The sequence below is a fragment of the Pseudoalteromonas luteoviolacea genome, from assembly GCF_000814765.1.
Classification (GTDB): domain Bacteria; phylum Pseudomonadota; class Gammaproteobacteria; order Enterobacterales; family Alteromonadaceae; genus Pseudoalteromonas; species Pseudoalteromonas luteoviolacea_H.
This window is the reverse complement of the sequence record NZ_JWIC01000004.1, coordinates 835,718-853,599: the sequence shown is the minus strand read 5'-3', so window position 1 is coordinate 853,599 and position 17,882 is coordinate 835,718. Positions and strand designations below refer to the sequence as shown.

Here is a 17,882-nt window from a genome sequence, read left to right as displayed (position 1 = left end):
ATCAAGATTTACTGTTCCTCTTGGTTGCCCTTTTCTGCCTGCTTAGTGTTCTGTGACAAAGCATGGGCCATTCTAGATTGACGTTGATGCTCCAATACCAAAGCACCTATGCGCTGTTTTTGCAGCTCTCTCACACCACGCTCAGCAGACTGCATCGCTGGCTCAGATGATAAACTCACAGGTGAAACAGAGCCAGTTAAAGGCATAGATTGTAACACAGGCGCCTGTGTATCAATGCTATTTTGAGGCATAAAATTATTCACCCCAACCACAGTACACAATGCAACACTGGCCGCAATGGCAACTTGTGACAATGGTTTGCGCCAAAATGACATTTGCACCACATTATTTTCTTTTGCTTGTTGCGTCTGCTGTGCAGCATCCTCAGTCATATTGTAAACAGGTTCTTCTGCAATGGCCGCCGCGACACTCGCTGTGATATCGATACAAGGTGTCGACTGATCTTTTTGTCTCATTACATCACCTATCAGCGAGTAACGAGCAAATTTATCTGCATTTAAGTGAGCTTGACTTTCTGAATTAAGTTCACGCTCCGCGTCCAATATCTCAGACGTCATTTGCTCATTGTTTACATCAAACTTTGACTGCGTCATTTAATCTTTACCTATGAGTGGGTTAATATTTTTATCTATGGCTTCACGTGCCCTAAAAATCCGTGACCTGACTGTACCAACAGGACACTCCATTACCACAGCGATTTCTTCATAGCTCATTCCTTCGATCTCTCTTAAAGTTATCGCCGTTTTCAAGTCATCGGGCAGCTCTTCTATTGTCTTAAAGATAACTGCTTTAATTTCATCAGTAAGAAGCAGACTTTCTGGCGACGCATTAGACCTTAACTGGTCTGCACCGTCATACACTTCAGCCTCTTCTGCATCTATATCACTGGCTGGCGCTTTCCGCCCCTGTGACACTAAATAGTTTTTAGAACAGTTCACCGCAATTCGATACAACCAAGTATAGAAGGCACTGTCACCGCGGAAATTCGGTAACGCCCTATACGCTTTAATAAAAGCCTCTTGAGCCACATCGGCTACATCACCAGAGTTAGATACGTATCGAGATATTAACGCCGCCACCTTATTTTGATATTTGGCAACCAGAAGGTTAAAAGCGTTTTTGTCTCCTTGCTGAACTTTTCTAACTAATTCTAAATCCAAATCCTGCTCGTTCATTCGAGCCGGTACTCCTCTTTGTTATTACTTATATTCGCGCAGTGTTGCCATCATTTTACAGCTAGTCTGACTCTACCATGAATAAAAAGTTCTGTTTTTTTAATATTTTTTTTAAAATACTCCGTATTACTTCGTCGTAGACGATACACAACTACGCTTTTTATTTCGTGAGAATGCGTGTTATTGATATATGATAGACGCTATCTTTGTAGTTGTAATAAAACTTTAAAAGCTAAGAACCACTAACATGAAGAAAAAAATGCAGCATAAGACAGATGTTATTATTGTCGGTAGCGGCGCAGCCGGACTCAGCCTCGCCCTTTCTTTGGCAAATCATTGCCAAGTTACTGTTATCAGTAAAGGCGCTTTAAAAGAAGGTTCAACACTTTATGCGCAAGGTGGTATCGCCGCTGTGTTTGATAAAAAAAATGACAGCATAGAGTCTCATGTTGAAGATACTTTAAAAGCAGGTGGTGGTTTGTGTGACAGAGAGGCTGTCCACTATACAGCTTCTAATGCTAAAAAGTGCTTGAAATGGCTGATTGAGCAAGGTGTGCCATTTGACATGGAGTTTGATAGTAAAGGCAAAGAACGTTATCACCTAACACGAGAAGGCGGACATAGTCATAGACGCATATTGCATGCCGCTGATGCGACAGGAAAAGCCGTCCAAACCACCTTGGTTGAGCGCGTACTTGAGCACCATAATATTCAGGTGTTAGAGCAGTACAATGCCATCGACCTGATCACAAATAAGGCATCGACAGACAAACGGGTTAATGGTCTTTATGTATATAATCGCAAACATAACTGCGTAGAATCCATTGCTGCAAAATATGTTGCTTTAGCAACGGGTGGTGCCAGCAAAGTGTATTTATACACCTCCAACCCGGACGTTTCGAGTGGTGATGGCATTGCAATGGCGTGGCGTGCAGGGTGTAAAGTGGCCAATATGGAGTTTAATCAGTTCCATCCGACGAGTTTATATCACCCTGAATTACAAAACTTCCTGATCACAGAAGCCATGCGTGGTGAAGGAGCCCATTTAAAGCGCCCCGATGGCACACGCTTTATGCCTGATTTTGATGAACGAGAAGAATTGGCACCCAGAGATGTCGTCGCTCGCGCAATTGATTATGAAATGAAACGTTTGGGCGCAAACTGTGTCTATTTAGATATATCCCATAAAAATAAAGATTTTATTATCGAGCACTTTCCTACCATATATGCAAAATGCTTGAGTGTCGGATTAGATATCACTAAAGAACCTATTCCCGTCGTCCCTGCCGCACATTATACATGTGGCGGTGTCATGACTGATTTTAACGGAAAAACGGATATCGCTAATCTGTATGCCATTGGTGAAGTCGCCTATACAGGGCTGCATGGAGCCAATCGTATGGCAAGCAACTCGCTACTTGAGTGTATTGTTTTTGCGCATGCTGCTGCACAAGACATACTGTCAAACATTGATACACAGCCAGAGGTAAGCGCATTATCTCCTTGGGATGAGAGCCAAGTGAGCGACTCTGATGAAGAAGTGGTGATCACCCATAATTGGCATGAGTTAAGGTTATTTATGTGGGACTATGTCGGCATCGTTCGCTCAACCAAACGGCTAGAGCGTGCACTGAGGCGTGTAGAACTACTGCAGCAAGAAATTCATGAATACTATGCCAACTTCAGGGTCAGTAACAATTTATTAGAATTGCGTAACCTAGTTCAGGTGGCCGAGCTTATTATTCGCAGTGCGCTCGCGAGAACGGAAAGCCGAGGACTTCACTATACGTTAGATTACCCAGAGCAACACGATAATCCAGAACCAACAATATTAACGCCGTAATTTATTTCGCCTGTAATGCAATGCGACTCAAATGACGCCAACTGGCTGAGTCCATTGCATCAGCAACAAATGCTAACCTGTGCTTTTTTCCGCCATTGGAGTGTATCTCAAAGGTCAACAACGTGGCATGTAATTGCGCATGTTTTATTACTCCTTCCAAAACCACACCCTGTTGTGATATCTGCAACCAAGCGTCTTGCTCAATCAACACTAAGTTGCCTGATACTGGCATGATTTTAGACGTGTGCTTGAGTGCATAGAGATAACCTAAGTAACTTAGTATCACCCCAAGCCACCACAATGATGGGACGATTAAGCACAGCGCAAACCCAAGAAAAGTAAAAAAGACCACACATAGTTTGTGGTCTAATAGGTTGTTTTGAAAAGAGATACTATACGCGGACTCTATCAAGAATGAATTGCACCATATTATTTAAATCTGGGTGTGGGCACTTTTCATGACCCATAAACCATGCAAATAAGTCAGGGTCTTCGACTTCTAATAAACGTTGAAAAACCAGCTTATCCGCATCACTTAATTGGTCATAAGCTTCATCAACAAATGGCTCAAGCAATACATCTAACTCTAACATGCCACGGCGACAGGCCCACTTAATGCGGGGCTTTGGATACAATTGTTCCATATTGCTCAAATACCTCTTATTTAACACATATAAATCACGCTTGGCAGTATAACCGATACTCGTCAATCAGGAAAATATGTTCGTATTTCTATTGTGCTAGCGCAAAACGGAACAGACTGTACAGCGGATAGTCATTATTAAGAATTATTGTCATTTGATCTTGGTTTTGCCTATCTCAGCACCCATTTATCAGGTAACATTATCTAAACTATTTACTCAGGATCAGCTTGATGGCCACTGTATACCAACTCCCTCTTCGCTTACTCTCAGTATCCGGAAAAGACAAACTCAGCTATCTTCATGGACAAGTAACTCAAGATATCAACCTAGTCCAAGAGAATAATTTCTTATGGACGGGCCACTGTAGTCCAAAAGGCAAGCTATGGGCTGCACTGCGCGTTTTTCGTCTTAATGAGGCATATTATTTACTTGGCTCAGAACCTGAAGTAGAAGTTGCATGTCGTGAATTAAGCAAATATGGCGTATTTGCACAAGTAGACATAAACATTACAGAGCATAAATGCTTTGGTGTACTTCATAACGCTGCCAACGATATCTGCGAGACTCTTGAGCTGGTATTTGACGCCGACAGTAACGCCTGTCAGTTTGCAGCAGGTAAAGCACTAAAGTTGGATGATGGCAGCCTCATCTTAATCTTCGAGCACACTGAGTCTATTCCTGACGAACTCACTGTTGAGCACGATCCGAGTGCTTTCCAGATCCGCGATATTCTTGCTGGAGAGCCGCAGTTAGGTGAACATGGTATTGATGAGTTCGTACCACAAATGGTCAACTTACAAGCCTTAAATGGTATTAGCTTCAAAAAGGGCTGCTATACTGGTCAAGAAACGGTCGCTAGAATGCGATATCTGGGCAAGAATAAGCGTGCCATGTTTATTGTGTATGGCCAATCAGAAAGCCCATTGGATGTTAAAGACCTAGAGATGCAACTTGAAGAAGACAATTGGCGCAGAGCTGGTAAGGTTATTCATCAAGCCTACGATCTAACGACAAAAACCTACTATGCGTTGGCAGTCTTACCAAATGACTTAGAAGATTCAGCGATACTGAGGCCAAAAGACAATGGGTCAGTATCACTAGCCCTTAAGGCACTGCCTTACTCTATAGAAGATAATTAACGGAAACACTATGAAAATTGCTCAAAATGCAGTGGTAAAAATGCATTATGCTGTTTTGGATGACAATGAAAACACCATTGACAACACGTTTGATGAAGAGCCACTTGAATTTATTATTGGCACCGGATTTTTAATTGAAGGTTTAGAAAATGCGCTGATTGACAAGCAAGCTGGCGACAAAGTCAGTGTCACAGTGAAACCAGAAGAAGGTTATGGTGAACGCAATGATAACTTAACGCAAGCTGTTCCAAAAAGCATGTTTGAAGGTATCGACGTCGAAGTGGGCATGCAGTTTCGTGCAACCACAGATGAAGGTGAGCAAGCGGTTATCGTGATCGGTGTAGAAGGTGATGAAGTCATCGTAGATGGCAACCACCCCCTGTCAGGGCTTACTCTGCACTTTGACGTTGAAATACTGGAAGTACGTGAAGCCACCGCAGATGAACTGGCTCATGGCCATGTTCACAGCCCCGGCGGCTGCGGACACGACCACTAAAAAAAGGCGCCTATTCGGCGCCTTTTTCTTGTTCTTCTTGCTTTACTTTGGTTTTCATCGCTTCAAGCAGCCCTGCTTGATCTGATGTACCTAAGCGGTACTTTGTGCCATCGGACATACTGACTTCTACCGCTTTGAATCCTGATGCGCTATATACCCAACCATCATGAGATATACGAATGCCAATACCATGTCGAAACGAGTTCGTCACAGCACGTACTTCATCAATATCATCAAAATGAATTGTTTTCTTGGCTATTTTTGGCCCAAACCACCAGCTCAGCTGCTGTTGCTGCGTATCAACCTTAATTGTTAATCCATAAAATGCCACAGCCACTAGTAACAAGATTGCACCAAATGCAATCACACCAACATTTGCGCCTAGTAAAACCAGCCCTATTACGACAAAAGTACTTAGCCACGCTAAGATACCCCAAATTGCCCATGCCAGTTGCGTCTTCTGATACATATTGCCTCAATCAAAACTATATACAAACGTTACACCGAGTTCGGTATCAACTTTGCGTTTATTTTCTTCTGGTGCAGAATTATACCTGTATGTGTAAGAAACTTTAAGCGATAGGCCTTCGATTACTTGGCTTATCAACGCGGTTTCTGAAAAGCCTCGAGAACCCAGAGATGATAGGGATTCTTCGTAGCTAAAGTCTTGATTAAACCGAGTTCGCTTTGAAATATTTCGCTCCCATTGCAATGAAGCGCGCAATAGATGGCCTCGTTCAACTCTTTCCTCGTGGGGAAGGAGTTGGGTTTCATCATCAACACGATAAACAAGCACACCGGGCCCTACATGAAAGTCGACCGTATTCTTTCGCCCTTCAAACAATCGATTACCATATCCAACAACAAATGTTGCGGTATATTCTCTACCATTAAACTTATCGGCTTCATAATCACCGTAAACAAAAAACGACTCGTTATCTACGCCAAATTTATAACTTGTTTTTGCAGATAAAAAATACCGTGACGCGGTTTCGTCATCAATGCCTGTCTCTGTATCAGTTTCATCTGCGTAATGCCCATCGAGTTTAAACTGGTTGCGCCAATGTTTAAAATCTTGATACACATTACCCTTTATTTTAAATGATGAGTTTTTTGTATTACCACTGCTCGCAATAAACCCGAATTCCATATCTCCATACAAAAACTCACCTTCGTGCAGTTCATGGATTTCTTCTTCAGACAGCTCGCCATACTTATGAAAATCTTCAAACGGATCAACTGCAAATGCCTGCAAACTGCAAAAAGCGGACATCAATAGAAGTAACTTCACTTTTTTCACTAAACAACGAGCTCTTTATGATTGCTTCCAGACAACATGGCAAAATGGCGCATCTAAATCTCTGCTTATCAATACTTTAGCAAATACTTCATCACCGTCTTCAAATTCTATTCCAATCGTGACTTGGACAAAATGCGCTTTTTCCGCCTCTTGTTCAAATGCAACAACAGCTTGCCAACTATCGTCAACATCTGCCTCTTCAATGAAACCAAACTCTTCTCTGTGCTCATTAAACAGATCAATGTCTTCTTGAGATAAATTATCCGGCGCCAACTCTAGAAAAATATCGTATGCCTGATGTATTACTTCTTCAATACTGCTCAGTCTTGCACTCATGTCCTCACCCCTAACTAATTAAGCCAGTTAATAATACCAAAATCATCAATTTTTTTTCTACTCGGATAGGGTGTATTAAATAAATTTAACGCCAAATAACCGTTACAAATGCAGCAAAGTCGACTTAAATTAGCTTTAAATTGTGGCTATCTGCGTATTTGTACCCAATAAAATACAAACTGGCTAAGTTAGAATTTTTACTCTAGACTTTATTAAAGAATAAAAATAATAAAACGGAGCGACTATGGTGCAATTGGATACTATCGACGATATTGCGTGGATCACACTAAAACGCGCAGAAAAGCAGAATGCTCTTTCGTTTGAGATGTTCAAACAGCTGGACCAAATCATTCACCAGATCCGTGTTAATCATCAAGTAAGGGCCGTGATTATTCAGAGTGAAGGCGAACACTTTTGCTCGGGACTCGATGTACAAAGTGTAACCAAGCGTCCAAGTCATATAATCAAGCTGTTGATCAAATTGCTCCCAGGTAACCAAAACTTAGTACAGCGTGTCGTTTTAGGTTGGCGTACTTTACCTGTCCCTGTGTATGCCCTTTTGCAAGGTAATTGCTTGGGCGGCGGGTTGCATATTGCGTTGGGTGCTGACTTTCGCATCGCCAAACCAAATACTCAGGTGGCTATCATGGAATCCAGATGGGGACTGTGTCCAGATATGGGCACTAGCATCATTTTACCCTCTTATATTAATCAGGATAACGCCCTACTCTTAGCCATGAGTGCTGAACGTATAGACGCACATCAAGCTAAAGAGTTTGGCCTTGTTACAGCGGTTCATGACAATCCATTAGGCTACATTGAACAACAAGTTAATGCTCTTCGTCATCACTCCCCCGATGCCTTAGCCGCCATCAAACAGCTTTATAACCGCGCATATACTCCCCCATCGAGAAGGTTGTTGTGGCTTGAAACCTGGTATCAAATTAAACTACTGTGCACAAAAAACACTCGTGTCGCTATGAAAAATGGTGTAAAAGGAAGTAATAATAAACCTTATTTTAAACGTGCAAAGTGGAAATAGCTCTCCCATTGCCAATAACGTGTTAATGAAACGCCAGTGCAAATATTTCACTACCTCATCGGCATATTCTGCATCGTAATATGCCTCTACAGTGCCAAAATGCTGATCGCGTTGACAGGAGTTAACTTTCCAGCACCTTTGGTGGGGTTAATCGTACTTTTTCTATTGCTTTTATTTAATATCATAAACCCAGAAAAACTTGCCCCAACAAGCCAGTTATTAATCAAATATTTACCTCTGTTTTTTATTCCAGTAGGGGTTGGCTTTATTAGTCATCTGACGATGATAGCTGAACATATCGTGCTAATAAGCCTATTACTAACCGTACTCCCTGTCATCATATTACTTTGTGTCGGCAAGCTAGCCGCAAAAGGAAAATACCGTGATTAGCATACTGGCATGTGCTTTAACGACTTTACTTTTTTTAGTAACAAGGAAGATTTACCTCACTTGGCCTAGTCCACTGCTCAATCCCGTGCTGATCTGTATCGCTATGATCAGTGTATTACTGCTCATCTCTGGGGTTAGCTATGACCAATACTTTCACGCGAGTCGGCCTATTAACTGGCTCTTAGAACCTGCCGTAGTTGCACTTGCTTACCCACTATATCAACAATTCACCTATATAAAACCGGTCTTTGCTTTACTCACCTTGTGTGCCTTTGTCGGTATTTCACTGTCTACACTTATCGCCTATATCATATGTATTCTACTTGATGCAGGCGATGTCTTAACCAGCACCATGATGGCGTTATCAGTGACAACGCCTATCACATTGCTCATTACAGAATCTTTAGGTGGTTTACCCAGTATCGCGGCGGCAATGGTTATTTTAATAGGCGTATTAGGTGGTGTATTTGGTGTCTATTGTCTGTCACTATTCAACGTCACCCAACCGCAAGCGAAGGGTATCGCTCTGGGCGTCAGCTGTCACGCTATTGGTACAGCTGCAGCTATGGAACACCACCCTCTTGCTGGCGCTTTCGCCTCTGCCGCGATGATACTCAGCGCAATGATCAGTGCTTTTTGGGTACCTATACTGTTTACTATACTCAATCACTTAAACCATTAACTCATTCACACTACACATCAAGGAGCCTATCTTGATAGAGCAAGAAATCGCACAGTTTGAGAAATACTACGACATGATCCGCACATACTTGCTCACCTATAGTATGCAATTGTTAGCGGCTATTTTAATCTTCGCTTTTGGCTTGTGGCTGGCCAAAAAATTAGCGGGGGCGACGCATACGTTATTGGTCAGACACAATATCGATATTACCTTAACAAACTTTGTATCAAATGTGGTCAAGGTCATTGTGGTCACCATGTTTATCATCATTGCGCTCGGTAAAATTGGTATCAGCGTGACGCCATTCGTCGCAGCCATTGGTGCCGCCTCGCTTGGTGCGGGCCTTGCAGTACAAGGGATGTTATCAAACTATGGCGCAGGCCTTGCGCTGATAGCGACACGTCCCTTCGTTGTTGGTGACACAATTTCAATTAAAGGCGCTAGCGGCCAAGTAAAATCAATTGAACTCGGTCATACTATTTTAATCAATGAACAAAAGGTTGAAATAACCGTACCCAACAAACATATCATTGGTGAAGTCTTACATAATTCTTTTAATTATTCACACGTAGAAGGCCAAATAGGTATCGCCTATAGTGCCTCTGCTACGACCGCCATTTCAGTGATCGAAAACATCCTCCGTCATGATGATAATGTGGCTAAAGATCCTGCGCCACAAGTCGGTATTGAGGAATTTGCTGACAGCTCGGTGACCATTAGCTATCGATATTGGACACCGACGATTTCTCTGATTGAAAACAAGCTCAACGTCAATCACGCAATTTATCAAGGCTTCAAAGACGCACAGATCGAAATCCCATTCCCTCAACGTGTTGTTACTGTTAAATCAAATGCATCAAAACTAGATTAAGCGTAAACACAGTCAGTGGGTGACACCACTGACTCGCTGCGGTTACGCAGGCCGCCGAAGCAAAAAACCATTGATTAACCCTTAACATAGCTCTATGCTGGATACGTTTTGTTCACAAAACATACAACATGTAAAAGGAGAAAAACAATGAGAAAAAGCAATATGAGCTATTTGCTCGGCAGTGGCGTACTGCTGCTATCTAGCATGCAAACCCTCGCTGCAAACTGCACAGGCTTGGCGACTTGGCAAGCTTCTGAAGTCTATCGTGCTGGAGATCAAATCAAGTATTTAAATAGTGCTTTCGAAGCGAGATGGTATAGTCAAAATGAAGACCCTCAACAAAACTCCGGGGACTACAAAGTTTGGAAAAACTTAGGTGTTTGTGGTGGTAATCAAAGTCCAGAAGTGGCCTTGTTAACCCCCACCCAAGGAAGTGTTTTTAAGTCAAATGACAGCGTTGTCTTGTCGGCAAGTGCGTCTGATCCGGACGGTGCTATTGGGCAAGTCGAATTTTTTATTGATGATGTCTCAGTCGGTTTTGACAATCAGGCACCATACCAAGTTAATTGGGTCGCTCAGCTGGGTCCACATGTTGTATCTGCGGTTGCTACTGATGATCAAGGCGCGAGTCAAACAAGTTCGGTTAACATTGAAGTTAAAGATGCTAACAGCAATACGCCACCAGCCATTGAGCTAAGCTCACCGGGCAATAATGATCAGTTTGCACTCGGTGACGTAGTGCGTATTACAGCAACTGCTACCGATCCGGATGGTTCAGTGACCAATGCATCAATATTTATCGATAACACTGAAGTTGCCACATTTACCGACGGCAATATCACTTTTGACTGGGTAAGTGACGTCACGGGTCAAGTGCAAATAAAAATCTCAGCCAGCGATGATAAAAACGCTTCCAGCGATGCCATCGTGAATATCAAAGTCGCCTCTGCTTCACAAGGTGGGTGTGCGGGTCTCAAATCTTACCAAGCAGGCCAAGCATACCAAAGTGGTGAGCTAGTCTCACACAACAACAGAAAATACCGCTGCGATGTCAGCGGCTGGTGCAGCTCGAATGCTCAGTGGGCTTACGAGCCTGGTGTCGGGCAGCATTGGGCTGACGCCTGGAGTGACCTAGGTGTTTGCGCCATCGCACCTGAAGTCCGCTTTGAATCTCCGCAACCAAATAGTACATTACTGCAAGGGCAAGCCAGTGAAGTTAAAGTGTTGGCGAGTGACGCGGACGGTACTGTCACACAATTGGATGTCTACGCTAACCAAACCTTATTAGGTAGCTTTACCAACGGAACTGCGACTATTAATTGGCAACCAACGACGCTCGGGGCTGTGACGTTATCTGCCAATGCAACAGATAACGAAGGCAATGTCAGCTCTCAGCAGGTGCAAGTGAATATTACTGACAAGCCAGTTGTGGTTGACTTAACCTCACCTACCGCAGGTACGCAATATGTGATAGGTGATGCAGTAAACCTCGCCGCTCAGGCACAAGCACTGACAGGCACAATCAGCAGCGTTGATTTTTATGCCAATGGCATGCTGCTCGGCAGCGATAGCACATCACCATATACATGGACATATACACCTGCGGTACTTGGCAATCAGACTCTGACAGCCATTGCCAAAGACAGTGCTGGGAACCAAGCAACAAGCGCTGGCACCACCATCAATGTCATCGATAAACCAATTGGTAAAACACATAAACTGATAGGTTATTGGCATAACTTTGTTAATCCAGCAGGCTGCCCTATCCCATTAGCACAAATGTCTCCTGCATGGGACATCATTGATATTGCTTTTGCAGAAAATGACCGTAATTCAGATGGCACAGTGCACTTCAAACCATTCGAGAAAGATATTCGCTCTAACTGTCCACCCATTGACCCTGTGCAATTCAAAGCCGATATGAAAGCGCTGCAAGCACAAGGAAAAATCTTTGTTCTCAGTTTAGGTGGCGCTGAGGGCACAATCACACTCAACACAGATGCTGACGAAGCAAAATTTGTGTCTAGCTTAACCAACATCATTCAAGAGTGGGGATTTGACGGCCTAGATATCGACTTGGAAAGCGGCTCTAATTTAGTACACGGTTCCCAAATACAAGCTCGCCTGCCACGTGCACTTAAGCAAATTGAGCAAAATATGGGTGGAAATATGGTGCTTACCATGGCCCCTGAACATCCGTATGTACATGGCGGCATGATTGCTTACACAGGTATTTGGGGGGCTTATATCCCGCTGATTGACGCGCTCAGAGATACGTTAGATCTGCTTCATGTGCAACTATACAATAACGGCGGATTACCAAATCCATACGAACCAGGCAGCGCACCAGAAGGCTCTGTAAACATGATGGTCGCACACGCTAAAATGCTCATTGAAGGATTTGAGTTGGCCGACGGCACACGATTTGCGCCACTGAGAGATGATCAAGTTGCTATCGGTTTACCTTCAGGACCTAAATCGGCTAACTCTGGCCAAGCGCCGACCGCCAACATCATCGCTGCGTTAGACTGCCTAACTAAGGGCCTTAGCTGCGGTACGATTAAACCTGCATTTAACTACCCCAAATTTGGAGGCGTAATGACGTGGTCTATCAATTGGGATAAATATGATGGGTACAACTTCTCTAAACCCATTGGAGATAAATTAACGCAAATGAATCAAGGTAACTAGTAGCGTAATTATAGCAATGCGATAGCGCATCAAAAAAGGCACCAATATGGTGCCTTTTCTTATTTTACTTGCGCAGGTATAGGACCTTGAGGCACTTCAACGTGCGGGTTTTGTCCGCGCTGTCTAAGTAGGTGATCCATAATTGTAATGGCCATCATTGCTTCCGCAATTGGGATGGCTCGAATGCCCACACATGGGTCGTGACGCCCTTTAGTCACCATCTCTACCGACTCATTAGCAGTATTAATACTCTGTCCAGGTACAGTAATGCTTGAAGTAGGTTTCAACGCGATCGACGCGATAATATCCTGACCTGTAGAGATACCAGCAAGTACGCCACCAGCATGATTGCTGACAAAACCATTTGGTGTCAGTTCATCTCTATGCTCTGAGCCCTTCTGCTCAACGACATCAAAGCCATCACCAATTTCAACGCCTTTCACTGCATTGATGCTCATTAAAGAATGCGCAAGTTCGGCGTCTAACCTATCAAATACCGGCTCACCTAAACCCACTGGCACGTTTTCAGCAACCACTTTCACCTTGGCACCAATGGAGTCACCTTGCTTTTTTAGGTCCCTCATATATTCATCTAAAGCATCTAATTTGCTTTCATCTGGGAAGAAAAAGGCATTTTGCTCTACCACATCCCAGTTAAATACGTCTGCTTTAATAGGCCCAAGCTGCGATAAACAAGCACGAACTTCAATACCATGAACTTGCTTAAGGTATTTTTTTGCAATACCGCCTGCTGCCACACGAATTGCAGTCTCGCGTGCAGATGAACGACCGCCACCACGGTAGTCACGGTGCCCATACTTATGCCAGTACGTATAATCACCGTGTCCTGGGCGGAACACGTCCATAATTTTGCTATAGTCTTTAGAGCGCTGATCGGTATTTTCAATCAACAACCCAATACTGGTGCCCGTCGTTTTGCCTTCAAACACCCCTGACAAAATTTTAATTTCGTCCCCTTCACGACGCTGTGTTGTATAGCGGCTTTGTCCGGGTTTTCTTCTATCAAGATCTATCTGTAAATCAGCCTCACTAATTTCAAGTCCCGCCGGAACACCATCTACAACACCACCCAGCGCTGTACCATGGCTTTCACCGAAGGTTGTGACCCGAAACAGCTGGCCTATGCTATTGCCTGCCATTAACTTTCCTCATTCCTCGTTACGGTTTTGGCCTAAAGCCTCAATGGGGTTATTCCCCAAAATTTCGACAGCATTTAACACTGTCATACCTTGCCGTATCAAGCTGCCAATGAACGTATTCCATTTGCAGGCAATATACAGCAAAGCTTAATCGTTAAAGTATGCGACCAATTCTTTTTTACTGATCATGAACACACCTAAACCGCCGTGCTCAAACTCAAGCCAAGTAAATGGTGCTCCTGGATACAATGCATCCATATGTACCATAGAATTACCCACCTCGACAAATAGAATCCCGTTCTCCGTTAGATGCTCAGCCGCATCTTGAAGCAGTACTCGGGTTACATCTAAGCCATCGTCACCAGATGCGAGGCCCAATTCAGGCTCATGATGAAACTCATCAGGCAGATCGGCCATGTCTTCTGCATCAACATAAGGCGGGTTCGCGACGATTAGATCGTATTTCTGACCAGGTACGCCACTAAAGACGTCTGACTGTATCGCAAATACACGCTCATCCATCATGTGATCGTGAATATTCATCTCTGCCACTGCCAATGCGTCAAATGAAATATCCACAGCATCTACTAGCGCATTTTCGAAATGCTTGGCCAATGCAATCGCAATACATGCAGAGCCTGTACACATATCTAAGATACGAGTCACTTTTTCAGGTGCTTGAACCCACGGCTGAAACTGTTGTGTGATCAGCTCAGCAAATGGAGAGCGCGGTACCAATACACGTTCATCCACATAAAAAGGCATACCTGCAAACCATGCTTGGTTAGTCAGGTAAGGCACAGGCATACGCTGTTCAATACGCAATTTAATCACTTCAATTAAGCGCTTTTTCTCGGTGCCTGTCAGCCTTGCTTGCATCAAATCTTTTGGCGCATCAATTGGTAGGTTTAACGTAGGCAAGAGTAAATTTACCGCCTCATCCCAAGGGTTATCGGTACCGTGGCCATAAAAAAGCCCATTTGCAACAAACTGACTCGTCGTCCAACGCAGCCAATCTTGCATGGTTACCAGATCTTCGTAAGCCTCTTGGGCGATTTCATTGGTTATTGCTAATTCACTCATGATAATTCTCACACTTTATTTATAGCGGCATTGTAGCGGTTTTTAGACTAGGTTTTTATGCTTTTTTTATTTAAAATGCGCGAATGACTAGAGAATACCCTGAAGTAGCTATGGCCTCTGATGACTTTGATTTATTCCGTGATGCAATTTCCGGAACACAACCACTAAAACAAGACACAGTGGTACACGAACGTAAAGCAACCCGTTTCAAAGGTGAAGTAATTGCGGAGCAAAAGAAACAGCATCAGGCAGAGTTCTACTTTTCAGATGAATACGTACCAGATATAGACACGCATGGTACTGTCAACTTTGTCAGAGCCGGCGCTGACAAGTACCTTGCAAAGCAATTACGCCGTGGCGATTACGCACCTGAGTTGATCCTAGATATGCATGGTATGAACAAAGAAACTGCCAAAGATGAGCTAGCAGCACTTATCCACGCTTGTAAAAAGCAGCATGTGGCCTGCGCTTGTATAGTTCACGGTATCGGCGAGCGTATTTTAAAACACAAGGTACCTCATTACTTAGTACAGCACCCTGATATTCTTGCTATGCACCAAGCGCCTCTTGAGTATGGTGGTAAAGGGGCCATTTTGATATTAGTCGACTTACCACAAAACCCAGAGTTTCGCAGATAATAGTTAACAAGTATTAACGTAGCCATTATCCAAACTAGCCTGCCGTTTACAAATACGCTATATTAGCCTGAATCATGTGTAGCCAGTTGATGATAAAAACCTATATTAGGTAAATAAATTGTACTGGCTGAAGACATTTAGCTTCTGTTTCTATCCTCAGGTTTAAAATGAACGATTTACTCAGTACAGATCTGACAATTTTACTCGTCGAACCGTCAGTGACCCAACGAAAGATTATTGCCAAAGAGCTCAAAGATGAAGGCGTGCAAAATATTGACTTTGCAGACTCAGTCAGTAGCGCCATAGACGCACTCAATCAGAATTTACCGGATCTCATAATCTGTACACTCTATTTGGCAGATGGAGACGCGCTCGCCCTACTGGATCATGTTCACGAACACTTTAGTGAACACCAGCTACCATTTATGCTAGTCTCCAGTGAAACACGCAGGCAACAGTTAGAAGCCTACAAACAATCTGGTGTAGTCGCCATTCTCCCAAAACCTTTTACCAAAGAGCACCTAGGCAAAGCCATTAACGCCACTTTGGATTTACTCTCGCCACAAGAACTTGAGCTTGAGTTATACGACATTCAGGATTTACGCATTTTGGTTGTAGATGACTCAATGTTAGCCCGTAACCACATTCAGCGAGTACTGCAAAACCTTGGGGCAACACGCATTAGTGAGGCAGAAAACGGAGCACAAGCACTAGACGTACTGCATGAGAGCATGTTCGATTTAATCGTCACGGACTTCAACATGCCAGAGGTCAATGGGCAAGAGCTCACAGAAGCGATCCGACGCTCCGATGAACACGCACATGTACCTGTATTAATGGTGACTTCTGAAGCCAATGAAACACATTTAGCGAACGTTGCGCAATCAGGTGTCAATGCAATGTGTGATAAGCCTTTCGAACCCAACATCGTAAAACAGCTCATCTACCAAATGTTAGAACAAAATTAACCATAAATTAGTTAATTAAACTACTTCACTTGGCCAAATCGACCACACTTCAGTTTTGGCCAACATTCTAAAAAAAATAAGCCCTTTAATAACAATCACTTAAGAATAAAATCTAAGCTGGCACAACCTTTGTAATAGTTATTACGTCTAAACAATCAAAGGAAACAGCAACATGAACTTATTTACTAAAGCACTTACAACTAGCCTTTTTATTGGTTTGTCAGCTTCAGCTAACGCGAATTCGATTAGCAGTGATTTATTAAGTGATGTGCAAAGTCGAGTGAGTGAAAACATTCAATCAAGTTTAGTGGAATTAAAAATAAACACTAAAAAGGCACTAGTAGATAGTTTGATCCGTACCAATAAGGACATCGAAACCGAACAGTCTGAAACAGCACAGGCTAAAAAGGACAACTAATATGTTTAGTGAAGTAACATTAATTAGCTTATTAGCGATGCCAGTAGTGAGCTTATTGCTGGCATATTTTTCGATAGAGACCATCAAGATGATCAGTCAAAAGTGGTTCGAGGAGAGTCCCTCATGATGTGGCGATTTATGAAAATAAAAAACCCGCACAAGGCGGGTTTTTAAAATTGAACGAAGTTGCTAATTATAGCTCGCCTTCGTTTTCAGATAGGAACTTAGCAACACCTTCAGGGCTTGCGTCCATACCTGATTTACCTTCAGTCCAACCTGCTGGACATACTTCACCGTGCTCTTCGTGGAACGCTAGTGCGTCAACCATGCGAAGCATTTCGTCGATGTTACGACCTAGAGGTAGATCGTTAACTACTTGGTGACGTACATTACCTTCAGAATCGATTAGGAAAGAACCACGGAAAGCAACACCAGCTTCTGGGTGCTCAACGTCATATGCTTGACAGATTTCGTGCTTAACGTCAGCAACTAGGTCATATTTAACTGGACCAATACCGCCTTCGTTAACTGGTGTGTTACGCCATGCATTGTGTGAGAATTGAGAATCGATAGAAACACCGATCACTTCAACGCCACGCTTTTGGAATTCTTCGAAACGCTTGTCAAAAGCGATAAGCTCTGAAGGACAAACAAAAGTGAAGTCTAGTGGGTAAAAGAATACAACCGCTTTTTTACCTTTAATACGCTCATGTAGATTATAGCTATCTACGATTTCACCATTACCTAGTACTGCTGCTGCTGTAAAGTCAGGAGCCTGACGGCCAACTAATACACCCATTGTTTTCTCCAAATAGTTAGGTTTAGTTCCAATATACAAATCGTTTTGTAATTTGATTCTAATTATTGAGGCGCTGTTTACGAAAAACAACCCCTTGAAAAAATTTGCCTCAGTTTATTCAGCTCTGAGGAAAAATAACAATCGAATTATCCGATAGGTACAATCTAAAAATTCGATGGGCCAATA

Annotated in this window: 21 protein-coding genes; 11 read left to right on the top strand and 10 right to left on the bottom strand. The window is 43.1% G+C overall.

Going from position 1 to position 17,882, the window contains the following annotated elements:
* Window positions 1–8: 8 nt before the first annotated feature.
* Window positions 9–614, bottom strand: a complete 606-nt coding sequence (locus JF50_RS07065) for a sigma-E factor negative regulatory protein (protein WP_039608710.1) — start codon at window positions 612–614, stop codon at window positions 9–11.
* On the bottom strand, window positions 615–1,196 hold the full coding sequence (gene rpoE, locus JF50_RS07060) for an RNA polymerase sigma factor RpoE (protein WP_039608709.1): 582 nt from the start codon (window positions 1,194–1,196) through the stop codon (window positions 615–617). It abuts the gene before it with no gap.
* Window positions 1,197–1,443: 247 nt separating this feature from the next.
* Here rpoE and nadB point away from each other — a divergent pair, with 247 nt between their 5' ends.
* Window positions 1,444–3,039 carry an L-aspartate oxidase gene (gene nadB, locus JF50_RS07055; protein ID WP_039608708.1) on the top strand — a complete coding sequence of 532 codons (1,596 nt, stop codon included), beginning with the start codon at window positions 1,444–1,446 and terminating at the stop codon, window positions 3,037–3,039.
* A gap of 1 nt (window position 3,040) precedes the next feature.
* Here the strand turns inward: nadB and JF50_RS07050 are convergent, their stop codons facing one another.
* Together JF50_RS07050 and JF50_RS07045 are read right to left on the bottom strand one after the other, a co-directional pair.
* The gene (locus tag JF50_RS07050) at window positions 3,041–3,451 is read right to left on the bottom strand and encodes a protein YgfX (protein WP_039608707.1); all 411 of its coding nucleotides are present in this window, start codon (window positions 3,449–3,451) and stop codon (window positions 3,041–3,043) included.
* Complete coding sequence (locus tag JF50_RS07045) at window positions 3,432–3,683, bottom strand: succinate dehydrogenase assembly factor 2 (protein WP_039608706.1); 252 nt, start codon at window positions 3,681–3,683, stop codon at window positions 3,432–3,434. Before JF50_RS07045 ends, JF50_RS07050 begins: the two co-directional genes overlap by 20 nt.
* A 230-nt stretch (window positions 3,684–3,913) precedes the next feature.
* Between JF50_RS07045 and JF50_RS07040 the strand changes: the two genes are divergently transcribed.
* Entirely contained in the window at window positions 3,914–4,822 is a 909-nt protein-coding gene (locus JF50_RS07040) for a YgfZ/GcvT domain-containing protein (protein WP_039608705.1), read from the top strand.
* A gap of 10 nt (window positions 4,823–4,832) precedes the next feature.
* Window positions 4,833–5,318, top strand: coding sequence for an FKBP-type peptidyl-prolyl cis-trans isomerase (locus JF50_RS07035; RefSeq protein WP_039608704.1), 486 nt, complete (start codon window positions 4,833–4,835; stop codon window positions 5,316–5,318).
* A gap of 10 nt (window positions 5,319–5,328) precedes the next feature.
* Here the strand turns inward: JF50_RS07035 and JF50_RS07030 are convergent, their stop codons facing one another.
* Genes JF50_RS07030 through JF50_RS07020 form a run of 3 tightly spaced genes read right to left on the bottom strand, consistent with a single transcriptional unit; the run spans window position 5,329 to window position 6,954 of the window.
* Window positions 5,329–5,787, bottom strand: a complete 459-nt coding sequence (locus JF50_RS07030; protein WP_039608703.1) for a hypothetical protein — start codon at window positions 5,785–5,787, stop codon at window positions 5,329–5,331.
* Window positions 5,788–5,793: 6 nt separating this feature from the next.
* Window positions 5,794–6,591, bottom strand: coding sequence for a DUF481 domain-containing protein (locus JF50_RS07025; protein ID WP_039608874.1), 798 nt, complete (start codon window positions 6,589–6,591; stop codon window positions 5,794–5,796).
* Between the two features lie 42 nt (window positions 6,592–6,633).
* Window positions 6,634–6,954, bottom strand: a complete 321-nt coding sequence (locus tag JF50_RS07020; RefSeq protein ID WP_039608702.1) for a DUF440 family protein — start codon at window positions 6,952–6,954, stop codon at window positions 6,634–6,636.
* Between the two features lie 244 nt (window positions 6,955–7,198).
* Between JF50_RS07020 and JF50_RS07015 the strand changes: the two genes are divergently transcribed.
* From JF50_RS07015 to JF50_RS06995, 5 genes are all read left to right on the top strand, one after another.
* Entirely contained in the window at window positions 7,199–7,996 is a 798-nt protein-coding gene (locus JF50_RS07015) for a crotonase/enoyl-CoA hydratase family protein (protein ID WP_039608701.1), read from the top strand.
* Between the two features lie 99 nt (window positions 7,997–8,095).
* The gene (locus JF50_RS27875) at window positions 8,096–8,386 is read left to right on the top strand and encodes a CidA/LrgA family protein (RefSeq protein ID WP_039608700.1); all 291 of its coding nucleotides are present in this window, start codon (window positions 8,096–8,098) and stop codon (window positions 8,384–8,386) included.
* The gene (locus tag JF50_RS07005) at window positions 8,379–9,068 is read left to right on the top strand and encodes an LrgB family protein (RefSeq protein ID WP_039608699.1); all 690 of its coding nucleotides are present in this window, start codon (window positions 8,379–8,381) and stop codon (window positions 9,066–9,068) included. Before JF50_RS27875 ends, JF50_RS07005 begins: the two co-directional genes overlap by 8 nt.
* A 31-nt stretch (window positions 9,069–9,099) precedes the next feature.
* Window positions 9,100–9,939 carry a mechanosensitive ion channel family protein gene (locus JF50_RS07000; RefSeq protein WP_039608698.1) on the top strand — a complete coding sequence of 280 codons (840 nt, stop codon included), beginning with the start codon at window positions 9,100–9,102 and terminating at the stop codon, window positions 9,937–9,939.
* A gap of 147 nt (window positions 9,940–10,086) precedes the next feature.
* Window positions 10,087–12,630, top strand: a complete 2,544-nt coding sequence (locus tag JF50_RS06995; protein ID WP_039608697.1) for an Ig-like domain-containing protein — start codon at window positions 10,087–10,089, stop codon at window positions 12,628–12,630.
* A 59-nt stretch (window positions 12,631–12,689) separates the two neighbouring features.
* Here the strand turns inward: JF50_RS06995 and aroC are convergent, their stop codons facing one another.
* Window positions 12,690–13,790: a chorismate synthase gene (gene aroC / locus JF50_RS06990; RefSeq protein WP_039608696.1), complete on the bottom strand. Its 1,101-nt coding sequence runs from the start codon at window positions 13,788–13,790 to the stop codon at window positions 12,690–12,692.
* A gap of 147 nt (window positions 13,791–13,937) precedes the next feature.
* The gene (gene prmB / locus JF50_RS06985) at window positions 13,938–14,873 is read right to left on the bottom strand and encodes a 50S ribosomal protein L3 N(5)-glutamine methyltransferase (RefSeq protein WP_039608695.1); all 936 of its coding nucleotides are present in this window, start codon (window positions 14,871–14,873) and stop codon (window positions 13,938–13,940) included.
* 83 nt (window positions 14,874–14,956) lie between these two features.
* Here prmB and smrB point away from each other — a divergent pair, with 83 nt between their 5' ends.
* The 3 genes from smrB (at window position 14,957) to JF50_RS06970 (ending at window position 16,897) form a co-directional block, all read left to right on the top strand.
* The gene (gene smrB / locus JF50_RS06980) at window positions 14,957–15,511 is read left to right on the top strand and encodes an endonuclease SmrB (RefSeq protein ID WP_039608694.1); all 555 of its coding nucleotides are present in this window, start codon (window positions 14,957–14,959) and stop codon (window positions 15,509–15,511) included.
* Between the two features lie 167 nt (window positions 15,512–15,678).
* Window positions 15,679–16,479, top strand: coding sequence for a response regulator (locus JF50_RS06975; RefSeq protein WP_039608693.1), 801 nt, complete (start codon window positions 15,679–15,681; stop codon window positions 16,477–16,479).
* Between the two features lie 172 nt (window positions 16,480–16,651).
* Window positions 16,652–16,897 (top strand): hypothetical protein, encoded by a 246-nt coding sequence (locus tag JF50_RS06970; RefSeq protein ID WP_039608692.1) that lies wholly within the window; start codon window positions 16,652–16,654, stop codon window positions 16,895–16,897.
* Window positions 16,898–17,090: 193 nt separating this feature from the next.
* On the opposite strand, the gene JF50_RS06965 is transcribed toward JF50_RS06970, so the two are convergent.
* Window positions 17,091–17,696 (bottom strand): peroxiredoxin C, encoded by a 606-nt coding sequence (locus tag JF50_RS06965; RefSeq protein WP_023398641.1) that lies wholly within the window; start codon window positions 17,694–17,696, stop codon window positions 17,091–17,093.
* Between the last annotated feature and the right edge of the window lie 186 nt (window positions 17,697–17,882).